Source organism: Rhizobium hidalgonense, assembly GCF_005862185.2.
In the GTDB taxonomy this organism is placed as follows: Bacteria; Pseudomonadota; Alphaproteobacteria; order Rhizobiales; family Rhizobiaceae; genus Rhizobium; species Rhizobium hidalgonense.
In genome coordinates, this window is record NZ_CP054027.1 from 797,106 (window position 1) to 819,039 (window position 21,934).

Consider the following 21,934-nt stretch of genomic DNA (forward strand, 5'->3'; position numbering starts at 1 on the left):
TCTATTTCGCCCTTCCGGCAAGGCCGCGCGGGAAGACGCAGATGATGGCGATCACGGCGAGATAGAAGAAGAATTCGCCGAATTCAGGCATCAAATAGCGTCCCGTCGTATCGATCGCTCCGAGCAGCAGGCAGGCGATCAGCGCTCCCGGAATGGAGCCGGCACCGCCGACGGAGACGACGACCAGGAAGGTGACCATGTAGCGCAGCGCATAATAGGGTTCGACCGGCAGGAGTTCGGCGCCGACCACGCCGCCGAAAGCGGCAAGTCCGACCGCAACGGCAAAGCTCACGGCATAGATGATCTCGGTGCGCACGCCGAGCGCTGCCGCCATCGCCGCATCGTCGACGGAGGCGCGCAGCTTCACACCGAAGCTGGTCCTGTCGATCGCAAACCAGAGCGCAAGGGCAACCACGAGACCGCAAAAGATGACGAAAAGCCGATGAACGGGAATCGTGCGGAAGCCGAGATCGGCCGATCCCTGCAGCGTAGCGGGAAGCGGAATGGTTTTCAGCGTCGGCCCCATCGCGTAGTTCGCGAGGCCGATAACGCAGAAGGTGATGCCGATGGTCATCAGCACCTGGGTCAGCTCCGGAGCACCGTAGATCCGGCGATAGAGAAAACGCTCGAGCGGGATGGCGACGACGATGGTGATGGCAACGGCGGCCACGACCGCCGCTGCATAACCGAGGCCGAGATCACGGGCGGCATAGGAGGCGATATAGCCGCCGATCATGGCGAAGGCGCCGTGCGCCAGGTTGACGACGCGCATCAGCCCCATGGTCACTGAAAGGCCGATCGATATGACGAAGAGCACCATGCCATAGGCAAAGGCGTCGACGGCGATGCTGAAGACTGTCTGCATGGAAATACCCTGCTTCGATGCGACGGGCTTGATGTGTAAGCCCGTCGCCTGTCGGGATGCCGGACCTTACTTGGTGGCGGCCAGGCCCGGATCGCCCTGCTTCTCGAAGGTCTGGATCTCCTTGTTGATGTAGGTCCCGTCATCGGCTTTGGCGACTTCGCGCAGATAGATATTCTGGGTGATGTGCCGGCTTTCCGGGTCGATCGAAACCGGGCCGCGTGGGCTCACCCAGGCAAGGCCTTTTACCGCATCGACAGCCTTCTCGGCATCCTGCTTGCCGCCCGTCGCCTCGATCATTTTGTAGATGACATACATGCCGTCATAGGCGCTGACCGCAGGGAAGGAGAGCTCGGCCTTGTTGCCGATCGCCTTGGTCGCCGCCTCGACGAAAGCCTTGTTCTCGGGCGAGTCGTGCGACACGGCATAGTGGAAGGTCGTCTGGATGCCGAGCGCGGCGTCGCCAAGCGCCGGCAGGTCGGATTCCTGCGTCAGATCACCCGGCGCGAAGAACTTGATGCCGGCCGCCTTCAGGCCGTTTTCATTATAGGCCTTGACGAAGCCGAGCGTCGTCGGACCGGATGGCAGGAAGGCGAAGACACCCTCAGCGCCGGAATCCTTGATGCGCTGCATGATCGGGCTGAAGTCGTTGGTCGCAAGCGGCATGCGGATCGCCTCGACCACCTGGCCGCCGGCCTTCTCGAAGCCGGTCTTGAAGGCGTTCTCGGCGTCGATGCCGGGGCCGTAATCGCTGACGACCGAAATCACCTTCTTGACGCCGGCGTCGAAGGCGACCTTGGCGATCGGCGTCGAGGTCTGCCAGGTGGTAAACGAGGTACGCACGACAAGCGGGCTCTTGGTGACGATCGCCGAGGTCGCGGCGTTCATGATGACCATCGGCACGTTGCCCTGCTTCAGGATCGGGGTCACCGCCATGGCATCCGGGGTGAAATAGAATCCGGCGAGATACTGGACCTTTTCCTTGACGATCAGTTCCTGCGCCAGCGCCTTGGATTGGGCCGGATCGGCCTGCGGCACGTCGCGATAGACGATTTCGACCGTGTCGTTGCCGACCTTGCTGCCATTGACCGCCATATAGGCATCGATGCCGGCCTTGAAGTTCTTGCCCTGAAGGGCGAACGGACCGGAGAACGGCCCGATGACGCCGACCTTGATCGTGTCGGCATAGGCAGCGCTGCCGAGCACGATTGCCGCAACGGCGGCGAAAACGAACTTCTTCATGGTTTTGGTTCCTCCCTTTCAAAATGCGGACCTCGATGGTTCGCACCAGTCTCAAATCATCCTGTCAGAATGGCAATCCCACATAGTTTTCCGCGAGCACCGTCGAGGCCGCGCGGGAATGGGTGAGATAATCGAGTTCCGCCTCCTGGATCTTCTGGTCGAAATCACCCGTATCTGGAAAACGATGCATCATCGTCGTCATCCACCAGGAAAACCGTACGGCCTTCCACACGCGGGCGAGTGCTGTCTGCGAATAGGCATCGAGGCCGCGGTCTGAGCGTTCGCGGTAATGCTCAATCAGCCCGGAGAAAAGGTAATGGACGTCGCTGGCTGCCAGGTTGAGCCCCTTGGCGCCGGTCGGCGGCACGATATGGGCGGCGTCGCCGACCAGGAAAAGCCGGCCGAAACGCATCGACTCGGCGACGAAGGAGCGTAGCGGCGCGATTGATTTCTCGAAGGACGGTGCGGTCACCAATGCCTCGGCATGATGCGTCGGCAGGCGCCGTCTCAACTCGTCCCAGAAGCGATCGTCGCTCCAGGCCTCGACCTTTTCGTCAAGCGCACACTGGATGTAATAGCGGCTGCGCGTCGCCGAGCGCATCGAACAGAGTGCAAAACCCCTCGGATGGTTGGCGTAGATCAGTTCATGGCTGACCGGCGCCACGTCAGCAAGCAGGCCCAGCCAGCCAAAGGGATAGATCTTTTCGAAATGCCTGATCGCCTTTTCGGGGATGGCTTTGCGGCTTGCTCCATGAAAGCCGTCGCAGCCGGCGATGAAATCGCAATCGATGCGCTGGGGGACGTGGTCTTTCATATAGGTGACAAAAGGCGAATGCCCATCGAAGTCATGCGGTGTGGCATCGGCGGCATCGTAGATCGACAGGGCGCCGCGTGCTTCGCGCCGCTCCATCAGGTCGCGCGTCACCTCCGTCTGGCCGTAAACGGTGACGCGCCTGCCGCCGGTCAGATCATGCAGGTCGATGCGATGATCGCGTCCGTCGAAGGCCAGCGAGAAACCGTCATGCGGCAGGCCTTCGGCATGCAGCCGCGCTGCCGATTTGGCCTGATCCAGCAGCCCGACGGTGCCTTCCTCCAGAACGCCGGCGCGCACCCGTCCGAGGATGTAATCCTTGTTGACGCGGTCGAGAACGACATTGTCGATGCCCGCCTCGGTCAGAAGCTGACCGAGCAGCAGGCCGGATGGCCCCGAACCGATGATGGCGACCTGGGTTCGCAAATGCGTCCTCCCTCACATTTTTGCATTTTGCCGGATTCTGCCGTGTCGCCCCGGTCGCAGCAATGGACATCCCGGCCAAAAAATTGCACTAATCGAACATTGGTGCGGGAGCAGACCGATGCGCAGACATGTGCCGACCTACGAGCTCTACGGCGAGAATACCGGGCGAGGACCGGATTTTTGGTTGCATTGCGAAACAATTCGCTCCCGCAGCAGCTTGCATCAATGGGAGATCCGTCTGCATCGGCACGAGAGTTTCTTTCAGATATTGTACATCGAAAGCGGTTCGGGCGATGCGATTTTCGGCGATGAGAGCCATGCCATTCGTCCGCCGGCCATCATCACCGTGCCGCCGGGCCTCAATCACGGCTTTCGATTTTCGCGCGATATCGACGGCCTCGTCATCACCATATTGAGGTCCCATCTCAGCCATCCGCTGGGCGACCGAAGCCAGTTGGGCGAATGGCTGACGACGCCGCATCTGACGTCACTCGATCCTGGCAATGCCGCGGCTGCCTACGTCATGCAGACGTTGCGGCGGCTGGGCGACGAATTCGAAAATCGCCGCAGCGGCCGCAATGAGATGCTGGGCGCTTACGTTGCGCTGGCGCTGCGGCTGACGGCGAGGATTTCCCATCAGGGAAACAGCGATGAGCTTGCGTCGAACGAGAACGACCGGCGCTTGGAAATGCTGGACGAGCTACTGCAGCAGCATTTCCGATCACACAAGCCCGCTTCCTTTTACGCTAGGGAACTTGGGATTTCGCCGACACATCTCACCCGCATCGTCCGGACGATGACCGGCAGCACGCCGCACGAATTGATCGCCGGTAAACTCATCGAAGAGGCAAAACGCCAGCTCGTTTTTACGCTCGGCAGCGTTCAGGAGATCGGATTTCGGCTTGGTTTTGCCGACCCCGCCTATTTCTCGCGCTTCTTCCTCAAATATACCGGAGAAACGCCGCGGGTCTGGCGCATGAAGGAGAAGATTCGGCTGGAGGGTGCGTAACTTTTCCGACGTCCAGCGGCGGCGCATTCGCAGGCGCGAGCCGCCGATGCCGGGACGCTGTTGATCTGGATCAGCCACTGCCAAGAAGGGACAGCGCCTCGTCGGCGATGATCTGCTCCTCATCGGTGGCGATGACATGGGCGGCGATGCGGCTTTCCCCTGTACTGATCATGAACTCATTGGCGGAATTGGCCTTTTCGTCGATCGCAAGGCCAAGCCAGGAGAGCCGCTTGGCCACGCCGGCACGGATCTCCGATTGATGCTCGCCGATGCCGGCAGTGAAGACGACGGCGTCAAGGCCGCGAAGCGTTACCGCCATACGGCCGATTTCGCCGGCAATGCGCAGTGTGAAGAAATCGATCGCCTGGCGCGCCTCCGGCCGTCCGTCCTTCAAAAGGTCGCGTGTATCGGCACTGATGCCCGATAGGCCGAGCAGGCCGGAGCGGTGATAGAGCAGGTCTTCGATTTCCGTGAAGGATTGCTTCCTCTCTCCCGCCAGATGCAGAATGACGCCGGGATCGAGCCAGCCCGGGCGCGTCGCCATCGGGATGCCGTCGAGCGTCGAAAAGCCCATGCTGCAATCGCGGCTGACGCCTTGGTCGAGCGCGCAGAGGCTGGCGCCGCTGCCGAGGTGGGCAACCACCGCCTTTGCCGCGCGCGGCGCCTTGCGGGCGAGCTCACCGGCGATGAATTTATAGGAAAGGCCATGAAAGCCGTAGCGCTTGACGCCTTCCTCATGCAGTGCACGGGGAATGGCGAAGCGGCGAACGAGATCGTCCTGGGTGGCATGGAAGGCTGTGTCGAAGGAGGCGGTCTGGGCAAGACGCGGTTTCAGATGGCGCAGCGCGCGGATGAAACGCAACGCCTGCGGCTGATGCAGGGGCGCAAGTGGCGTCAGCGCGTCGACGGCATCGATCGCGGCATCGTCGAGGGCGATCGCGCTGGTGAAACGATCGCCGCCATGGACGACGCGGTGACCGGCTGCGCGCGTGGCGGCGACGTCGAAATGATCGGCAAGAAGCGCTAAGCTCTCGTCGATCACGCTGCGCAGATCTTCCGTTATGCTGGTTTTCAAAGGTACGTCGAATGCCTGCGATCCCCGGCTCAGACAGAGCGAGAGCGGTTCGGCGCGCAAATCGATCACGCCCTTGCCGATGCGCCGCGCCTTGCCGCCATCGATGGCGAAGATGCCGATCTTGACGGTCGAGGAGCCGGCGTTGAAAGTCAGCAGGAGGTCGGTCGATGACATGATCTTCAGAGGCTCCGCGCAGATATGATGATCGAACTTAGTGTCGGCGCTGCGGACGGAAAGGCGTCTATCGGCTCGCTGCGCATTATGTTCCTGCGCATCCAATCATCTCGATCGGAGAGGGCCGCCGCGATTCGCCGCGAGGCCTGTGACAGCCAAAATCGCCTGATGTCAGTGTTTTAGGGGACGGACCAGGCAGGCGTCATGAGAGTTCACGCGCGGAATTATTGACAAAAAAGGCAAATTTGCCTTGGATTTGTCGCCTATGCACTCGGACGCGACTGGCCTTGCGCTGCTGATCGCGCACGGCTTCGAATTCGTCAACGGTTTCCACGATCGGCCACTGCCGTCGCCACCGTCATCTACATCCGTTCCATGCCGGTGGCCTTCGGCATTCTGGCGCTGCTGCCGGTAGAACTGATCCACCATGGCGGCGAACGGTTCCGGCCTGCAATGGTCGACCGTGCGTAACATGCTGATGGCCTGGGTGCTGACGCCGCCGGCCTCGATCGCGATCGCCTTCTTGCTCTTCGTGATCCTGCGCCAGGTGTTTTAAAGGGTTCCGTCAGGCCGTGGAAGCCAGACTGGCATTGCGATCGCTGATGAAGATACCCGCTTCGGCGGCGGGCATCGCCTTGCCGAAAAGATAGCCCTGGCCGATGTCGCAGCCGAGCTGCAGGAGGAAGGCGAGCTGCCCGTGCTCCTCGACGCCCTCCGCTGTCGTTTTGATGTTGAGGCTCCGGCCGAGGCCGAGCATGGCGCGGACGATCTTTTCCTGACGCTCATCGCCGCGATAGGTGGCGATGAAGCTTTTGTCGATCTTGATCTTGTCGAAACGATAGCGGGCGAGCTGGGCCAGACTTGAATAACCCGTGCCGAAATCGTCGAGGGCGATCTGGATGCCGGCCGCGTGCAGTTCATCAAGGATGACGGCGGCGATGGCGGGATCCTGGATCAAGGCGTTTTCGGTGATCTCCACTTCCAGGCGTTGCGGCGGCAGCCGGCTTGCCGAAAGAACCTTGAGAATGCGTGATGTCAGCAGCCTGTCTTCCATCTGTACCGGTGAGACGTTGAAGGACAGCATCACATGGTCCGGCCAGGTGAGTGCGTCGCTGCAGGCCTGGGCGAGAAGATCCTCGAACAAGGCGGTGATCATCCCGTTTTCCTCGGCGATATCGATGAAAACAGGCGGCGGAATGTTGACGCCGTCCTCGCCGATCCAGCGCGCCAGCGCCTCGAAGCCGCAGAGCTGACCGGTCTTCAGGTCGATCAGCGGCTGATAGAAGGGTTTGATCGCCTTGTTGGCGATAGCGGCGCGCAGCCTGGTTTCCAGCGCCGCGCGTTCCGCTACCTTGTCCTGCATGGCCGGTTCGAAAACGAAATAATGGTTGGGGCCGCGTGATTTCGCTTCGTACATGGCGAGGTCGGCACGATGAGCGGCATCTTCCAGCGGCTCGACGCCCTCCGCCCAGCGGTCGTAACCGACGCTGGCACCGACTTCGACGGCAAAACCATCGATATGGATAGGCCGGGTGACAGCCTGGATCAGCAGCCTGGCAAAACGCTCCTCGCGCTGCGCCGTCAGGGCAAAGGCGACAATGATGAATTCGTCGCCGCCGAAGCGATAGACGCAATCGGCATCGCCGAGCGCGCAGATCCGTCTGGCAACGTCGATCAACAGAATGTCCCCGCCCTTGTGGCCGACGAGATCGTTGACTTTCTTGAAGCCGTCGAGGTCGACGGAGAAGATGGTGACGTTTCGCTCCCACTCCTCGATCTCGGCCTCGTCGCTCCTGGTCGGCCGTGAGAGAATCTTGCGCTCGAAGGCATAGCGGTTCGGCAGTTTGGTCAGATGGTCGTGGGTTGCGGTCCAATCGGCCTTCGCCTGAGCGGCGTCGCGCAAGTCCATTTCCTTGCGCAGGTCGGCGATGCGCAGCACCGAATAGATGAAACTCATGGCGCCGGCGATGCCGAGCGCCAGAACGAGTTTGTCGGCGCCGTATTCGCCGAAACCGGTCATGAAGAAGACAAGGCTGTCGTCAAGCTGCAACAGCACGCCGAGGAGCCAGAGAGTTATCCCGAGCCCGACGATCGACACGCATTGCCTTCCGGCCCTGCTCTGGAAAAACACCGGCATATGGCCTTCTCCATCTCCACCCTGTGCCGAACTATCATGAAAGTCTGAAATGTTCGTTGAAACCAGAAGGCGAATTATTGGAGACGACAGCTTTTTGCTGCACCGTCGAGAGACGGACGGCGCTTGTCGTGAAGCGGAGACGGGAAACAACGAAGGCGAGCGTGCTGGTGCATCGCTCGCCCTTTCTCGTGTTTCAGGCGGTAACGATCAGCAGCGGAACGCTGACGATGAGGCCGACCAGAACCGTGATTGTGGCGAAACGCATCAAACGCAAGCGACGCGTGCGCTCCCCACTCCAGTCATATGTCATGTCTTCCATCTCCTTGGGACAAGGAAGTAGTCCCGGCGAAACCGGGTTCAATAGAGATGACGCGATTTGCTTGTGTAAGGCTGGATAAGATGAGGGATCGCTAATGCTGAAAACGCAGGGACCAGCGCCGGCCGTTGCGGGTCATGCGAATGACGGCGAGCGGTTCGACATCGACGAGCCAGAAGGAGGAGGGGGGCGCCTGAAGCGCATGCGTGATCGCCGCCCGGATGATCGCGGCGTGGGTGATGGCGATCACATGGCCGTCGAAGGTCGATTGGCTCTCCATCCAGCCGGCGACGCGTTTCCCGAGATCAAGAAGGCTCTCGCCGCCGTGCGGGGCCGCTTCCGGCTTCGTCATCCAGGCCAGGAGGTTCTCCGGTTCCTCGTCCTCTAGCGCCGCAATCGACTTGCCGGCCCAGCGGCCATGATCGCAGTCGCCAAGTGCCGGATCTATCCGGGCTTGAAGGCGAAGCGCGTCGGCCGTCTGGCGCGCGCGCAAAGCGGGGCTCGTGGCGATATGGTCGGCGCGAGGCAGGGCGGCCATCCTGCCGGCTTCCTCCCTTGCCTTGGCTTCCAGCGGTTCGTCGACCGGAAACAGGGCCTTGCGGCTCGCCGCCGTTGCACCATGGCAGATCCAGGTAAGGCGCGTGTTCACGGTCTTCTGATCTCCTGGGAATACAGTGGGACAGCCCTCTGCCGGCACGTGAAGTTTCGTTGACAGTCTCTTCGGCGTGCAGATATAACCGGGCTGTTGCGGGTTTGGAAGCCGGTGGAAATCCGGCGCGGTCGCGCCACTGTGACCAGCGTGTCGAAGGTTCTTCGCGCTGGAAGTCAGACCTTACCGCACAAACACTCTTTCGACTGAACGCGTCATTCCGGAGGAATACATGTCTGACACCACTTTCACGCCCGTCGCAGTACCGGCCCCGATCCCCGTAGGAGAAATCCTGCCCTGGGCGATCTTCGGCGGCCTGCTGATGCTCATCGTCCTCTATTTCGTCGGCACCGAGGAAGGCGCGATGGCGCTGTTCAACGGCATGTACGTGCACGAATTCGTGCATGACGCCCGCCATCTCCTTGGCTTTCCCTGCCACTAAGGGGATACCGACATGGTTGGAAACCTTCTGCTTCGCGGCATGCTCGCGGGCCTGATTGCTGGCATCCTGGTTTTTGCCTTCGCCCATACCTTCGGCGAGCCGCTGGTCGATGCGGCGATCGCCTTCGAGGAGGCGAGCGCAAAGGTTGCCGGCGAAGCTGCCGAACCTGAAATCGTCAGCCGCGCCACGCAGGCCGGTCCCGGCCTTTTCATCGGCGTCATGGCCTATAGCGTCGCCGTCGGCGGGCTTTTTTCGCTCGCCTTCGCTTTCCTGCACGGTCGCCTCGGCAGCCTTTCGCCGCGCGGCACCTCTGCCGTCATCGCCATTGCCGCCTTCGTGGCGATCGTTCTCGTTCCCGGCATCAAGTATCCGGCCAACCCGCCGGCGGTCGGCAATCCCGATACGATCGGCGTCAGGACGGAACTGTTCTTCCTGATGATCGTCGTTTCGCTTGCCTCGCTGATTGCGGCGGTTGCGCTTTCTCGCCGCCTTGCCGGCCGCTTCGGCCTCTGGAACGGCGCGATCATCGCCGGCTTCGCCTATCTCGTCTTCATCGGCGCCGTCCTCTATCTGCTGCCGCCGATCAACGAGGTGCCGGAGAATTTTTCGGCGATGGTGCTCTGGCGGTTCCGCACGACCACGCTCGGAATGCATGCGATCCTTTGGGCCGCGATCGGTCTTGTTTTCGGAGCGCTGGCCGAACGGCGGCTTGCCGTGAAGGGTGGGCGACGAGGTCGGCCGGCAAAGGCATTTCACTGAAAGCATCGAGGGCGCCGCTCTTTTGTGGGCGCCCTGAACTTTTCGGGCGATCATGAAAAGCGATAGAACCAGACCATTTCCGCTGGCGGCATTTGCCGTCGCCGCATTCTGTGTCCTTGCCGGGAACGCCTTTGCCCATGGCAGCAGCGCCGGCGGCAGCCGTGCCGGCCTCGATATCCCGGAAATTTCTCATGGCGAGATGGCTGTCATATCCGACTATCGCAGTCGTATCATCGAGCTTGCATCCCGCGCAGTCGATACGAACGAACCGTTCCGGCGGGTGCTGAACTATGCCGAAATCCAGTATTCCTACTGCCTTTGGGGCAGGGTGCCGGGCAGCGTGATGGACGAGGAAAGTCCGTTCAACGAATGCGCTCATGCTTATCTTGCGGCGGCGAAAGCCGTGCTGATGGCGATGCGGGAGATGCCGCGCGAGGCTGTTGCTGCGGGTGAAATCTTTTCCGCCGTCGATGCCGATATGGTGCGGCGCGGGCTTGCGCTCGTCACCTGCCAATTCAGCGGCCAGGCCTTCAACACTGCCGATGTCGTCAAGCCGCAATGGAGCGGGATACCGTTTCATGCCGCCAGCATGGCGTCGCTGACGGCGTTTGCCTCTTTGCTCGGATTTGCAGTCTTCGGGCTTTGCCGCTTCCTGCGGCCGAAGGCTCAGTCGTCGGAATAGCGCTGCTCGCGCCACGGATCACCAAGCATGTGGTAGCCGTTCTTTTCCCAGAAGCCGGCTTCGTCGTCCGGCATCAACTCGATGCGGCGCAGCCATTTGGCGCTTTTCCAGAAATAGAGATGCGGCACGACGAGGCGCATCGGGCCGCCATGGTCCGGCGTCAGGGGCAGGCCTTCCCAGGAGGTCGCAAGGATCGCGTCCTCGGCGGCGAAATCGGCAAGCGGCAGATTGGTCGTGTAGCCGTCGTAGCTCGTCAGCATGACGTAAGCTGCCTCCGGTTTCGGCATGACGCGGTCAAGCAGATCGCGCGTCGAAACGCCGCTCCATTTGTTATCGTAGCGAGACCATGTGGTGACGCAGTGAATGTCGCTGACCCCAGTGCTCTGCTCGATCGCCTGGAAATCGCCCCAGGTGAGGGTGAGTGTCGTTTCGATCAGTCCGCGCACTTCGAGTCGCCAGCTTTCGGTGGCGATGACCGGCTGCTGGCCAAGATCGAGCACCGGCCAATTCTTGACGAGGTGCTGGCCGGGCGGCAGGCGCTCGGCTTCAGGACGGCTGATACGGCCGGTCAGGAACTTGCCCTCCGCCGCCCAGCGACGCTTGGAGCTGGTGAGCTTGCTGTCGGCGGGCGTGTTGTCGTCGCTCATGATGGGTTCCCTTGCGATGCCGCAATAGGATATCGGCCCTTGACGGGTGTCAAGTTTCGACGGCCCTTGGAAATCACTGTCGGTGTTATTAGACTTGGACCGTCGGGTATGCCTCGCTGGGGAGTGGAGGCGGAAAGGGGAGGAGCCGGATCTGTCTTTGCGATATCGTGCGATAGCTGCGTTGCTGGTGGTACCGCTGATCATCTTCGCCTTCTTCACCTATGGAAGCGCGATCGCGACGCGCGCCTATATGGGGGAGGCCTCGGCCCAGGCGGGAACGGCGCTGCGCCTTGCCGTCTCGGCGCTCAGCGGTCACCTCAATCGCTACGAGGCGCTGCCGGCGCTGATTGCCGATCACGAGAATATCAAGGAACTGGTGAGCGCGCCCGACGACTCAGCCTTGCGCGATGCAGCCAATCTCTATCTCAAAGAGATCAACGGGCTGCTGAAATCCTCCGATATTTATGTGGTCAAGCCGGACGGCGAGACGATCGCGGCCAGCAATTACGACGGACCGGGAAGCTTCGTCGGACAGAATTTCAGCTACCGGCCCTATTTCCAGGACGCGATCGAAGGCCGGCAGGCGCGGTTCTATGCGCTCGGCACCACCTCGCTGAAGCGCGGCTATTACTTCGCAGCTCCGATCCGGACCGGCACGGATATTGGCGGCGTCATTGTCTTCAAGGTCGATATCGACATGATCGAATCCTCCTGGGGTGGCGGCGAATACAAAATCTTCGTCTCCGATCCGGAGGGCATCATCTTCATGTCCGGCAGCCCGGAATGGCTTTACGGCGCAATCCTGCCGCTGACGGCCGATCGCATCGCGCGCACGCAAGCTTCGCGGCGTTATGCCAATGCCAGGCTGACGGCGTTGCCGGTGACCCGCCAGCGCTTTGAGCCGCACGAGTTGATGACGCTCGCCGGCGAGCGCGGTTCCAGCGAATATCTGGTGCTTTCGCACTACATGCCGGCCGAGGACTGGACGGTGAACGTGCTGATGGAGACAAGTTCCATTCGCGCCCAGGCGCGCACGGCGCTTGCGGCCATCTTTCTCATCCTCTGCATTGCGGGGCTCGCGGTTGCGGTTCTGCGCCAGCGGCGGGCGCGGCTTGCCGAGCGCATGCAACTGCAAACGGAAGCTCGCAACGAGCTGGAGCGGCGCGTCGACGAACGCACGGCCGATCTTGCCCGCGTCAACAGCCGGATCGAGGAGGAGATATCGGAACGGCGTTTGACCGAGCAGCAGCTCCGTCAGACGCAGGCCGATCTCATCCAGGCGGGCAAACTTGCCGGCCTCGGGCAGATGTCGGCTGCTCTTTCGCATGAGTTCAATCAGCCGCTCGCCGCCGCCAAGACCTATACGGATAGCGCCTCCGTTCTCATCGATCGCGGCCGGACGGAGGAGGCGCGGGACAATATAAGGCGTATCGGCGGGCTGATCGACCGCATGGCCGCGATTAGCCGGCACCTGCGCAACTTCGCCCGTAAACCGAACGAGAAGCTGGGGTCTGTTTCTCTCGATGAAGCGATGCATGACACGCTCGAAATCATCGCCTGGCGGCTGAAGGCGGCAGACGCCGAGCTCCGGCTCGACCTCGGCACACGGCCGCCGGTGGTGCGCGCCGGTTCGGTGCGTCTGCAGCAGGTGCTGGTCAATGTGATTTCCAATGCCGCCGATGCGGTGGAAGGGCTGGACGACAGACGCATTGAGATTTCGGCCTTCGAGGAGGCCGGCAAGGCGGTGCTGACAGTGCGCGACCATGGGCCGGGTGTGCCTGCCGCGATCGCCGAGCGTATCTTTGATCCCTTCTTCACGACCAAGGGTGTCGGCAAGGGGCTCGGTCTCGGCCTGTCGATCTCCTACAATATCATCAAGGATTTCGGCGGCAGCCTTACTACTGCCAATCATTCCGAAGGGGGCGCGGTGTTCCGCATCGAGCTGCAATCGGCGGCAGGGCTGATGCCGGAGGCAGCGGAATGAACGATGCGAAGATCCTGCTGGTTGACGACGAGGAGGAACTGCGCCGCTCGACGGCGCAGGCGTTGGAGCTTTCCGGCTTCAGTGTCGAGACCTATTCGAACGGCGACCACGTGCTGGAGCTGATCGGCTACAGTTTTCCTGGCGTCGTCGTCAGCGATATCCGCATGCCCGGCATGGACGGCATGACGCTGATGCAGAAGATCCGCGAACTCGACCCGGAGGTGCCGGTCATTCTCGTCACCGGCCACGGCGACGTTCAGCTTGCGGTGAAGGCGATGCGCGAAGGCGCCTATGATTTCATCGAGAAGCCGTTCACGCCGGAGATGCTTGCCGGCGTCATCCGCCGGGCGATGGAGCGGCGCGGCCTCGTGCTCGAAAACCGGCTGCTGAAGGCGGTCGCCGGCAAACGCGACGATATCGAAGCGCGGCTGCCGGGGCGCACACAGGTGATGGTGGATCTGCGCTACCGTATCCGGGCGATCGGCGCGAGCGATGCCGATACGCTGATTGTCGGCGAGACCGGGGCCGGTAAGGAAGTGGTGGCGCGGGCGCTGCACGATATCAGCGCCCGGGCGAGCCGGCCGTTCATCGCGATCAATTGCGCAGCACTTCCGGCAAACCTGATCGAGAGCGAGCTCTTCGGCCATGAGGTGGGCGCCTTTCCTGGCGCGGTGCGGCCGCGCTACGGAAAGTTTGAGCACGGGCGCGGCGGCACCATCCTGCTCGACGAAATTGGCTCCATGCCCTTCGACCTGCAGGCGAAGTTCCTGCGGGTGCTGCAGGAGCGGGTGATCTCCCGGTTGGGATCGAATGAGACGGTGGCGCTCGACGTGCGCTTTATCGCCACGAGCAAGGTGGATCTGGAGGCGGAGGTGGCGGCGGGGCGCTTCCGCGCCGATCTCTTCTATCGGCTGAACGTCGCGACACTTCATGTGCCGTCGCTGTCGCAGCGCCGGGCGGATGTTCCGCTGCTCTTTCTGCAGCTGGTGCGGGAAGCGGCGGCCCGCTACGGCCGCGACGAGGTCGTCGTGGCGCCCGAGGTGATCTCTGACATCGCCCAGCGCGACTGGCCGGGCAACGTGCGCGAACTCCGGAATGCCGCCGACCGTCTGGTCCTCGGTCTCGATGATGGCGGGCCACAGGCCGAGGAAGCGACCGGGCTTGCGGAGCGTGTCGCCGAATTCGAACGGGGCGTCATTGCCAGTGCTCTGGTAGCGCATGGCGGCAGCCTCAAGCCGGTTTATGAGACGCTCGGCATTTCCCGCAAGACCCTCTACGAAAAGATGCAGAAATACGGCCTCGACAAGCGGATGCTGACCACCGAAGGCTAATTGCCGGCCATCGAGTTCGCGTTGGGTGGAAATCCACCCAACGCGAAAGCCGTTTGTTTCCAAATCGACCCATGCTGCATTGCACTGTCGCAAAATCGTCTCTCGAAAGTGGCTGCAGTGATTGCCGGTCGGTTTTTCCCGGCGGCAAATAGGTCATGCCCGGCGCGGAGGATGTGTCGGCGGACTTGCTTGTTTCATCAGGGAGGAAACGATGAAAATTCTGAAGGCCATGCTCGGCCTGACCGCGGCTGCCGCAGTCTCTCTTCTCGCCGGCGCCGCTTCGGCGCAGACCTATCCCGAACGCACCATCACCATGGTGGTGCCCTTTGCAGCCGGCGGCCCGACCGACACCGTCGCGCGCCTCGTCGCCGAATCCATGTCGAAGGATCTCGGTCAGCAGATCGTCGTCGAAAATGTCGGCGGCGCCGGCGGCACGCTCGGCGCCGGCCGCGTGGCGAGCTCCGATCCCGACGGCTACACGATCCTGCTGCACCATATCGGCATGGCGACCAGCGCCACGCTCTACCGCAAACTCGCCTATGACACGCTCGGCGCCTTCGATTATGTCGGCCTCGTCACCGAGGTGCCGATGACGATCGTCGCACGCAAGGACATGGAGCCGACCGACCTCAAGGGGTTGATCGACTATATCAAGGCCAACAAGGACAAGGTGACGGTTGCCAATGCCGGCATCGGCGCGGCCTCGCATCTTTGCGGCATGATGTTCATGAGCGCCATCCAGACGCCGCTCACCACCGTTCCCTACAAGGGGACCGGCCCTGCCATGACCGATCTGCTCGGCGGCCAGGTCGATGTCATGTGCGACCAGACGACCAACACGACGAAGCAGATCCAGGGCGGCACGATCAAGGCCTATGCCGTGACCTCGCCCAAGCGCCTCGACGTGATGAAGGACATTCCGACGGCTGTCGAAGCCGGCCTGCCGGGCTTCGAAGTCGGCATCTGGCACGGCATCTACACGCCGAAGGGCACGCCGGCTGCGATCAACGAACGGCTGTCGAAGTCGCTGCAGGTCGCGCTCAAGGATCCGAACGTCGGCGCCCGCTTCGCCGAGCTCGGCACGGCGCCATCCTCCGACGCCGATGCGACGCCCGCCGCATTGAAGGCCAAGCTCGAAAGCGAGATCGCCCGCTGGAAGCCGGTGATCGAGGCTGCCGGCGAATATGCGGACTAGTGAAGGTGGTGCCAGGAACAGCCCTTCACCCGAACCCTCTCCCCGTAAACGGGGAGAGGGGACTTGCCCTAGGGCCAGCGGCAGAGACAGAGGCCGGCGGCATATGCCTTCGCCCCGCAGGCGGGGAGAAGGTGGCTAAGCCGGATGAGGGGCAATCGCTTCAGTAACGACGCTCCATCTCCAACTCCAGGAGACATCATGAAATCCATCAGTTTCGATACCACCAATGCGATCTGCGGCGGGCTTTTCGTCGCGACCGGCGCATTCTTTGCCATCCAGTCGCTGGGGCTCGACCTCGGCACGGCGGTGCGCATGGGGCCCGGTTATTTTCCGCTGGTGCTGGCCTGTGTGCTCGTGCTTCTCGGTGCGATCATCTTCATTCAGGCGCTGCGCGTCGAGGGGGAGCCGATCGGTCCCTTCGCCTGGCGCGGCATGCTGTTCATCCTGCCGGCGCCCGTCTTTTTCGGGCTGACGGTGCGCGGGCTCGGATTTGCGCCGGCGCTGTTCTTCACCGCCTTCATCGCCTGCTTCGCATCGCAAAAGATGAACCTGTTCTTCGCGATCATTCTTTCGCTGCTGCTGACGGTCTTTTCCGTGGCGGTCTTCAGTTATGGGCTCGGCCTGCCGTTCGAGCGCTTCGGCCCCTGGGTCCGGTTCTAGGAGGCGATGATGGATCTTTTCAGCAATCTCGCGCTCGGTTTTGCGACAGCCGGCACACTTGACAACCTGCTCTTCTGCCTGATCGGCGTGCTGCTCGGCACGCTGATCGGCGTGCTGCCAGGCATCGGCGCCACGGCGACGATCGCCATGCTCCTGCCGATCACCTTCCAGCTCGAACCGGTCTCCTCGCTGATCATGCTCGCCGGCATCTATTACGGCGCGCAATATGGCGGTTCGACGACGGCGATCCTCATCAACATGCCGGGCGAATCCTCGTCCGCCGTCACCGCGATCGACGGCTACCAGATGGCGCGCAAGGGCAGGGCTGGGGCAGCTCTGGCGATCGCCGCGCTCGGCTCATTCTTCGCCGGCACGGTCTCGACCTTTCTCGTTGCGATCTTCGCGCCGCCGCTCACCGCCATCGCGCTGCAATTCGGTTCGGCCGAATATTTCTCGCTGATGATCGTCGGCCTTGTCTCGTCGATTGCCCTCGCGCACGGCTCCGTCGTCAAGGCGCTGGCGATGGTGGCGCTCGGGTTGCTGCTCGGTCTCGTCGGCACGGATATCTACACCGGCACGCCGCGCTTCACGCTCGGCATCCGCGAATATGCCGATGGGCTGAATTTCGTGGCGCTGGCGGTCGGCGTCTTCGGGGTGGCGGAAATCCTGCGCAACCTCGAAGGCGAGTCGACCCGCACGGTGCTGATGGCCAAGGTGTCCGGCCTTTTGCCCTCGCGCCAGGAATTCAAGGAGATGATCGCGCCCGTCATTCGCGGCACGGCGATCGGTTCGGCGCTCGGCATCCTGCCCGGCGGCGGCGCGATCCTTGCCTCCTTCGCCTCCTATACGGTGGAGAAACGCCTGTCGAAGACACCGGGGGAATTCGGCAAGGGTGCCGTCGCAGGCGTCGCCGGTCCGGAATCGGCCAACAATGCCGGCGCGCAGACCTCGTTCATCCCGCTCCTGACGCTCGGCATTCCGGCCAATCCGGTCATGGCGCTGATGGTCGGCGCGATGATCATCCAGGGCATCGTGCCGGGACCGAACGTCGCCACCGAGCAGCCAGCGCTGTTCTGGGGCATCATCGCCTCGATGTGGATCGGCAACCTGATGCTGGTCATCCTCAACCTGCCGCTGATCGGGCTCTGGGTGAAGCTCCTGACCGTGCCCTACTACGTGCTCTTCCCGGTTATCATGGCCTTCTGCTCGATCGGGGTCTACAGCGTCAACGCCAACGTCTACGACCTCTATGCCGTCGCCTTCTTCGGGCTCATCGGCTACGTGCTGGCAAAACTTCGCTGTGAGCCGGCGCCGCTGCTGCTCGGTTTCGTGCTCGGGCCACTGCTCGAAGAAAACCTGAGGCGCGCGATGATCCTGTCGCGCGGCGATCCGACCACCTTCGTCACCCGGCCGATCAGCGCCACGCTTCTGGCGATCGCGGTCGCCGTGCTCATCGTCGTCTTCCTGCCGAGCGTAAAGAAGAAGCGCGAAGAGGTGTTTGTCGAAGAGGCGTAGGGGTTGAACTCGTCACTTGTTTGATCAACAAGGAATGATCTGAGGCGGGCGCCGGCTGGGCGCCCGTTTCGCTTGACAGGATATCCAGGCCCATGAGCATTCCTGCCCGGATCAAGGACGATCTGCCGTTTCTTACTTCCTTGCGCCGTGATCTGCATGCCCATCCCGAGCTCGGCTTCGAGGAGGAGCGGACCAGCGGCATCGTCGCGAGACTTCTCGAAGAGGCAGGCATTACGGTGCATCGCGGCCTCGGCGGCACCGGCGTGGTCGCCACGCTGCAGGTCGGCAATGGCACGCGCAGCATTGGGCTGCGCGCCGATATGGATGCGCTCGCCATGCCTGAAACGGCGGATCGCCCCTATAAATCGACTGTGCCGGGGAAGATGCATGCCTGCGGCCATGACGGCCATACCACAATGCTTCTCGGCGCCGCACGATATCTTGCGGCGACGCGGGATTTTTCCGGCACGGTGCATTTCATCTTCCAACCGGCCGAAGAGGGCCGCGGCGGGGCGAAGCGCATGGTGGAGGAGGGGCTGTTCAAGCTTTTCCCCTGCGACGCCGTCTACGGGCTGCACAACATGCCTGGACTTGCGGTCGACGAAATCGCCGTGGTCGAGGGGCCGCAGCTTGCATCGTCCGACAGTTGGCGCATCACCTTTCGCGGCATCGGCACGCATGGCGCCAAGCCACATCTCGGCCGCGATCCGATCACGGCCGGCGCCACCTTCCTGTCATCGCTGCAGACGATCGTCGGGCGGGTGGTCGACCCGCTGCAGCCGGCCGTCGTCAGCGCCTGTTTCCTGCAGGCGGGTAATCCCAAGGCGCTGAACGTCATTCCTGATACTGTCGAGATCGGCGGCACGGCGCGGGCCTATTCACCTGAGGTGCGCGATCAGCTGGAGACCGAGATCGGTCGGTTGGCTAAGGGAACGGCAGCGATGTACGGCATTGAGGCCGATTACGACTTCGAGCGCCGGATTCCGCCTGTCGTCAACGACGCGGATGTCAGCGCTCGAGCGCTTGCTGCCGCGGCGACGGTCTTCGGCGAGAAGGTGCGGACAAGCTTCCCGCCGTCGACGGCCGGCGATGATTTCGCCTTTTTCGCGCAGAATGCGCCGGGTTGTTATGTCTGGCTTGGCAACGGGCCGGCGGTTGATGGAGCGCTGCACCACAACACCGCCTATGATTTCAACGATGACGCGCTTGACTATGGCGCGGCCTATTGGGTGGCGTTGGTGGAGCGGGAGTTGAAGGTTTGAGGTCGCGTTTGCGGCCCCTTCCCTGGTTTGTGCTTTGTGCGTCCCGACTTACAAAACCTCCAGCACCGGACTTTCCAGCACCTTGCCCGTCACCACGTCGGCAATTCCCCGGTCCGTCTGGTGCGGGCCGGCGTTGCAGGCGAGCGTTGCGCCGAAGCAGGCCTTGAAGACCCGATAGGGCGGCTTCCAATCGACGATTTTTTCCATCGCCTTGCGGATGCCGGCGAAGGCCGAGGCGGTGTCCTTCAGCGATGCATCGGTTACCAGGCCGGAGAGCGGCAGCGGCAGGATCGCTTCGATCTTTCCGTCCTTGGCGACTGCCATGCCGCCGCCGGCCGATATGACGACGTTGGCGGCGAGCGCCATGTCGCATGCATTGCCGCCGAAGACGGTGAGGTTGTGGCTGTCATGCGAGACGGTCGTGCAGAAGGCGCCGCGCCATTCGCCCCAGCCGGTGAGGAAGCCGATGCGCTGGGTGGCGTCGGCTTTGCCGTGGCGGTGAGCGACGGCGATCATCGCGCTTCCGGCCGGCGGCACGACGAAGCCGTCTTTGACCTCTGTCTCCACCTCGCCCCATTGCGTGAAACGCGGGCGGTCGATGGTGGCGACGCGGACGCGTTCGCCTCTCGAGGGAATGCGGAAATCATTCTCGCCGAATTGCGGAAGCTTCACCGAATTTTCCAACGGGGCCGGATCGAGCTGCCGGACGCCAACCTGCATGCTGCCGTTGCGGGCGGCGATGCGGCCGCCCGATATGACCAGCCGCGCCCGGAATTCCGTGAGGTCCTCGAAGAGCACGATGTCGGCGCGGCGGCCAGCGGCGAGGAGGCCGAGATCGGAGCGCTTCAGCCGCTGCGTGGCGTTGAAGGTCGCGGCACGCAGCGCCCATTCCGGTTTCAGGCCGTAGCGCACCAGACGGCGGATGACGTCGTCGAGGCCGCCGCTTTGATAGAGTTCATCGGGAAAGACATCGTCGGTGCAGAGTGTCACGGTCGGGGGCAGGTGGCCGAGACCATTCAGCACCTCGACGAATTCCTTGAGCAGATGGTCGTGGGAGCCGCGCAGCTCGATCGTCAGACCGGCGGAAAGCTTGGCGGCGAGGTCGGTGCCGGAGGTGAGTTCGTGGTCGGAGGTAACGCCTGCTGCCAAGAAGGCATTGAGATCGGCGCCTTCAAGGCCGCGGGCATGGCCGCAGACGAGTTTGCCGGAGGCGAGGCCGGCATTGACGACAGCAGTCATACGCGGATCGCCGTCGATGACGCCGCGCATGTTCATGACTTCGGCGACGCCGCCGACGGCGGAGGAGCGCAGCATCTCGGCAATCACGGCGGCATCGAAATCGGCGCCGGCACGTTCCAGGCCCGGTGCCGATGGCACGCAGGAAGGGGCAAGCAGGATCATGCGCAACGGCAGTGAGCGCGCCGCCTCGATCGCCCAGTGCACGCCGTCTAGCCCGTGGACGTTGCCGAATTCATGCGGGTCCCAGACGACCGTCGTGACACCGCGTGGCAACACGGCGCTCGCATATTCGGCCGGCGTCACCATGGAACTTTCGACATGCATGTGGGTGTCGATCAGGCCGGGCGTCAGGATGCCGCCCGCCGCATCGATGATCTCGACCGCATCCGTGCGGCTCTCCGGGGCATGGACGCTTGATATCAGGGCGCCGACGAGACCGATATCGACTTTCCGGACTAGGCCGGTCACCACGTCGAGCAGCCGGCCGCCGGTAATCAGCACATCGAAGGGGGCGTCGCCACGCGCAGCCGCGACGGCGCGGGCACGCAAGGCGGGATCGTTGAGATCGGCGGGTTCCCGGCTAGGGATGGCGTTCATTTGCGGGCCTCGTTGAGCAGGGCGGCGAGAATGACCGCGCGCGCCTTATCGGCATCGATATCGGCGGCGAATTCTGCATTGAAGGTCGCATGCGTGGCGCGGGTCTCGACGACGGTGCGGCCACGGGTCAGACTGCCCTGCAGCTCGACGTCGATGCGCGCCGGGCGGAAGCTGACGATATCGGGAGCGACGAAGGCGACGGCGGCGCAGGGGTCGTAGATGGCCATGCCAGGGCGGCCGCGGCTGGTGCCGATGCTTATATAACCGGACAACATGTCGGCGATCAGCTCGGCATTGGCGCCGCCGGCATTGCGTACCGGTTCGGCATCCTCGGGCATTGCCAGCACCTTGCGGCACAGGTCGAGATCGACCATGCGCAACGGCAGGCCATGGGCGATGACGATCGCAAGGGCCTCGGGATCGGCCAGCGCGTTGAACTCGGCAGAGGCCGTGTGGTTGCCTGATGTAACGCCGCCGCCCATCCAGACGAGTTCGCCGATGCGGGCGGCGAGATCGGGACGGGCGAGCGCCACGGCGGCGATATTGGTGAGCGGCCCGAGCGCCAGGATGCGGTGCTGGCCATCACGCTCCAGCCAGCGGCAGAGTGCGGTGAAGGCATCGCTCTCGGCAAGGGCGGGCGCCTCCGGCAGGCTCTTGCCAGATGTCGGAATTCCGGTTGCGCCGAGGATCGCCTGGGCGGTTTCGAGCTTGCCGAGAACCGGCAGGGCGCGGCCGGTTTGGATGGGGAATGTCCAGCCGAAGGCGCTGGCGGCGCCGGCGGCGTTTTTTCTCACCTGCGGCAGCGGCGCATTGCCGAAGACCAGCGAGACGCCGTCGATTTCGAATTCCGACTGCGCCACCACCAGAATGGCAGCGATGTCGTCGAAGCCCATGTCGGTGTCGATCCAGACGCCCATGAT

20 protein-coding genes are annotated in these 21,934 nt (G+C 62.9%); 11 read left to right on the forward strand and 9 right to left on the reverse strand.

Going from position 1 to position 21,934, the window contains the following annotated elements; genetic code table 11:
• Window position 1 precedes the first annotated feature (1 nt).
• From FFM81_RS03745 to pobA, 3 genes are all read right to left on the reverse strand, one after another.
• Window positions 2-865, reverse strand: coding sequence for a branched-chain amino acid ABC transporter permease (locus FFM81_RS03745; RefSeq protein ID WP_003566263.1), 864 nt, complete (start codon window positions 863-865; stop codon window positions 2-4).
• 66 nt (window positions 866-931) lie between these two features.
• A complete protein-coding gene (locus FFM81_RS03750) occupies window positions 932-2,104 on the reverse strand; it encodes an ABC transporter substrate-binding protein (protein WP_003566261.1) in 1,173 nt (390 codons plus the stop codon).
• Between the two features lie 64 nt (window positions 2,105-2,168).
• Window positions 2,169-3,341, reverse strand: a complete 1,173-nt coding sequence (gene pobA / locus FFM81_RS03755) for a 4-hydroxybenzoate 3-monooxygenase (protein WP_138385359.1) — start codon at window positions 3,339-3,341, stop codon at window positions 2,169-2,171.
• Between the two features lie 118 nt (window positions 3,342-3,459).
• On the opposite strand from pobA, the gene FFM81_RS03760 reads away from it, so the two are divergent.
• The gene (locus FFM81_RS03760) at window positions 3,460-4,350 is read left to right on the forward strand and encodes a helix-turn-helix domain-containing protein (protein WP_003566257.1); all 891 of its coding nucleotides are present in this window, start codon (window positions 3,460-3,462) and stop codon (window positions 4,348-4,350) included.
• A 70-nt stretch (window positions 4,351-4,420) separates the two neighbouring features.
• On the opposite strand, the gene FFM81_RS03765 is transcribed toward FFM81_RS03760, so the two are convergent.
• Window positions 4,421-5,599, reverse strand: coding sequence for an acetate/propionate family kinase (locus FFM81_RS03765; RefSeq protein ID WP_025416984.1), 1,179 nt, complete (start codon window positions 5,597-5,599; stop codon window positions 4,421-4,423).
• A 427-nt stretch (window positions 5,600-6,026) separates the two neighbouring features.
• Here FFM81_RS03765 and FFM81_RS33120 point away from each other — a divergent pair, with 427 nt between their 5' ends.
• Entirely contained in the window at window positions 6,027-6,155 is a 129-nt protein-coding gene (locus tag FFM81_RS33120) for a hypothetical protein (protein ID WP_281389035.1), read from the forward strand.
• A gap of 9 nt (window positions 6,156-6,164) precedes the next feature.
• On the opposite strand, the gene FFM81_RS03770 is transcribed toward FFM81_RS33120, so the two are convergent.
• Window positions 6,165-7,736, reverse strand: coding sequence for a putative bifunctional diguanylate cyclase/phosphodiesterase (locus tag FFM81_RS03770; protein WP_097533190.1), 1,572 nt, complete (start codon window positions 7,734-7,736; stop codon window positions 6,165-6,167).
• A 410-nt stretch (window positions 7,737-8,146) separates the two neighbouring features.
• Entirely contained in the window at window positions 8,147-8,701 is a 555-nt protein-coding gene (locus FFM81_RS03775; protein ID WP_128399486.1) for a histidine phosphatase family protein, read from the reverse strand.
• 232 nt (window positions 8,702-8,933) lie between these two features.
• Here FFM81_RS03775 and FFM81_RS03780 point away from each other — a divergent pair, with 232 nt between their 5' ends.
• The 3 genes from FFM81_RS03780 to FFM81_RS03790 are packed head-to-tail and all read left to right on the forward strand — an operon-like array spanning window position 8,934 to window position 10,584.
• On the forward strand, window positions 8,934-9,143 hold the full coding sequence (locus tag FFM81_RS03780) for a CbtB domain-containing protein (RefSeq protein ID WP_128399485.1): 210 nt from the start codon (window positions 8,934-8,936) through the stop codon (window positions 9,141-9,143).
• Between the two features lie 12 nt (window positions 9,144-9,155).
• Complete coding sequence (locus FFM81_RS03785; RefSeq protein WP_138385360.1) at window positions 9,156-9,902, forward strand: CbtA family protein; 747 nt, start codon at window positions 9,156-9,158, stop codon at window positions 9,900-9,902.
• 52 nt (window positions 9,903-9,954) lie between these two features.
• Window positions 9,955-10,584, forward strand: coding sequence for a hypothetical protein (locus FFM81_RS03790; protein WP_138385361.1), 630 nt, complete (start codon window positions 9,955-9,957; stop codon window positions 10,582-10,584).
• Here the strand turns inward: FFM81_RS03790 and FFM81_RS03795 are convergent.
• Entirely contained in the window at window positions 10,569-11,231 is a 663-nt protein-coding gene (locus FFM81_RS03795; protein WP_003566241.1) for a sulfite oxidase-like oxidoreductase, read from the reverse strand. The two genes, FFM81_RS03790 and FFM81_RS03795, sit on opposite strands and share 16 nt — an antisense overlap.
• Window positions 11,232-11,418: 187 nt before the next feature.
• On the opposite strand from FFM81_RS03795, the gene FFM81_RS03800 reads away from it, so the two are divergent.
• The 6 genes from FFM81_RS03800 to FFM81_RS03825 all read left to right on the forward strand — a co-directional run bounded on the left by FFM81_RS03800 (window position 11,419) and on the right by FFM81_RS03825 (window position 19,178).
• Complete coding sequence (locus FFM81_RS03800; RefSeq protein ID WP_425375493.1) at window positions 11,419-13,215, forward strand: sensor histidine kinase; 1,797 nt, start codon at window positions 11,419-11,421, stop codon at window positions 13,213-13,215.
• The gene (locus tag FFM81_RS03805; RefSeq protein ID WP_097533196.1) at window positions 13,212-14,546 is read left to right on the forward strand and encodes a sigma-54-dependent transcriptional regulator; all 1,335 of its coding nucleotides are present in this window, start codon (window positions 13,212-13,214) and stop codon (window positions 14,544-14,546) included. The genes FFM81_RS03800 and FFM81_RS03805 overlap by 4 nt, the downstream gene beginning before the upstream one ends.
• A gap of 211 nt (window positions 14,547-14,757) precedes the next feature.
• On the forward strand, window positions 14,758-15,741 hold the full coding sequence (locus tag FFM81_RS03810) for a tripartite tricarboxylate transporter substrate-binding protein (RefSeq protein ID WP_025416976.1): 984 nt from the start codon (window positions 14,758-14,760) through the stop codon (window positions 15,739-15,741).
• A 198-nt stretch (window positions 15,742-15,939) separates the two neighbouring features.
• Window positions 15,940-16,401: a tripartite tricarboxylate transporter TctB family protein gene (locus tag FFM81_RS03815; protein ID WP_097533198.1), complete on the forward strand. Its 462-nt coding sequence runs from the start codon at window positions 15,940-15,942 to the stop codon at window positions 16,399-16,401.
• Between the two features lie 9 nt (window positions 16,402-16,410).
• Window positions 16,411-17,916, forward strand: coding sequence for a tripartite tricarboxylate transporter permease (locus tag FFM81_RS03820; protein WP_097533199.1), 1,506 nt, complete (start codon window positions 16,411-16,413; stop codon window positions 17,914-17,916).
• A 92-nt stretch (window positions 17,917-18,008) separates the two neighbouring features.
• Entirely contained in the window at window positions 18,009-19,178 is a 1,170-nt protein-coding gene (locus FFM81_RS03825; protein ID WP_097533200.1) for a M20 aminoacylase family protein, read from the forward strand.
• Between the two features lie 48 nt (window positions 19,179-19,226).
• On the opposite strand, the gene FFM81_RS03830 is transcribed toward FFM81_RS03825, so the two are convergent.
• Together FFM81_RS03830 and FFM81_RS03835 are read right to left on the reverse strand one after the other, a co-directional pair.
• Window positions 19,227-21,014, reverse strand: a complete 1,788-nt coding sequence (locus tag FFM81_RS03830; protein WP_138385362.1) for an adenine deaminase — start codon at window positions 21,012-21,014, stop codon at window positions 19,227-19,229.
• Window positions 21,011-21,931 (reverse strand): nucleoside hydrolase, encoded by a 921-nt coding sequence (locus tag FFM81_RS03835; protein ID WP_138385363.1) that lies wholly within the window; start codon window positions 21,929-21,931, stop codon window positions 21,011-21,013. The genes FFM81_RS03830 and FFM81_RS03835 overlap by 4 nt, the downstream gene beginning before the upstream one ends.
• Window positions 21,932-21,934 lie beyond the last annotated feature (3 nt).

Excerpts from the sequence above, each read along its gene's own strand:
- FFM81_RS03815 (WP_097533198.1), top strand. The coding sequence starts at position 15,940 with ATGAAATCCATCAGTTTCGATACCACCAATGCGATCTGCGGCGGGCTT.
- FFM81_RS03785 (WP_138385360.1), top strand. The coding sequence starts at position 9,156 with ATGGTTGGAAACCTTCTGCTTCGCGGCATGCTCGCGGGCCTGATTGCT.
- FFM81_RS03745 (WP_003566263.1), bottom strand. The coding sequence starts at position 865 with ATGCAGACAGTCTTCAGCATCGCCGTCGACGCCTTTGCCTATGGCATG.
- FFM81_RS03765 (WP_025416984.1), bottom strand. The coding sequence starts at position 5,599 with ATGTCATCGACCGACCTCCTGCTGACTTTCAACGCCGGCTCCTCGACC.
- FFM81_RS03790 (WP_138385361.1), top strand. The coding sequence starts at position 9,955 with ATGAAAAGCGATAGAACCAGACCATTTCCGCTGGCGGCATTTGCCGTC.
- FFM81_RS03830 (WP_138385362.1), bottom strand. The coding sequence starts at position 21,014 with ATGAACGCCATCCCTAGCCGGGAACCCGCCGATCTCAACGATCCCGCC.
- FFM81_RS03750 (WP_003566261.1), bottom strand. The coding sequence starts at position 2,104 with ATGAAGAAGTTCGTTTTCGCCGCCGTTGCGGCAATCGTGCTCGGCAGC.
- FFM81_RS03810 (WP_025416976.1), top strand. The coding sequence starts at position 14,758 with ATGAAAATTCTGAAGGCCATGCTCGGCCTGACCGCGGCTGCCGCAGTC.
- FFM81_RS03780 (WP_128399485.1), top strand. The coding sequence starts at position 8,934 with ATGTCTGACACCACTTTCACGCCCGTCGCAGTACCGGCCCCGATCCCC.
- FFM81_RS03770 (WP_097533190.1), bottom strand. The coding sequence starts at position 7,736 with ATGCCGGTGTTTTTCCAGAGCAGGGCCGGAAGGCAATGCGTGTCGATC.
- FFM81_RS03805 (WP_097533196.1), top strand. The coding sequence starts at position 13,212 with ATGAACGATGCGAAGATCCTGCTGGTTGACGACGAGGAGGAACTGCGC.
- FFM81_RS33120 (WP_281389035.1), top strand. The coding sequence starts at position 6,027 with ATGGCGGCGAACGGTTCCGGCCTGCAATGGTCGACCGTGCGTAACATG.
- FFM81_RS03835 (WP_138385363.1), bottom strand. The coding sequence starts at position 21,931 with ATGGGCGTCTGGATCGACACCGACATGGGCTTCGACGACATCGCTGCC.
- FFM81_RS03820 (WP_097533199.1), top strand. The coding sequence starts at position 16,411 with ATGGATCTTTTCAGCAATCTCGCGCTCGGTTTTGCGACAGCCGGCACA.
- FFM81_RS03825 (WP_097533200.1), top strand. The coding sequence starts at position 18,009 with ATGAGCATTCCTGCCCGGATCAAGGACGATCTGCCGTTTCTTACTTCC.
- FFM81_RS03760 (WP_003566257.1), top strand. The coding sequence starts at position 3,460 with ATGCGCAGACATGTGCCGACCTACGAGCTCTACGGCGAGAATACCGGG.
- FFM81_RS03795 (WP_003566241.1), bottom strand. The coding sequence starts at position 11,231 with ATGAGCGACGACAACACGCCCGCCGACAGCAAGCTCACCAGCTCCAAG.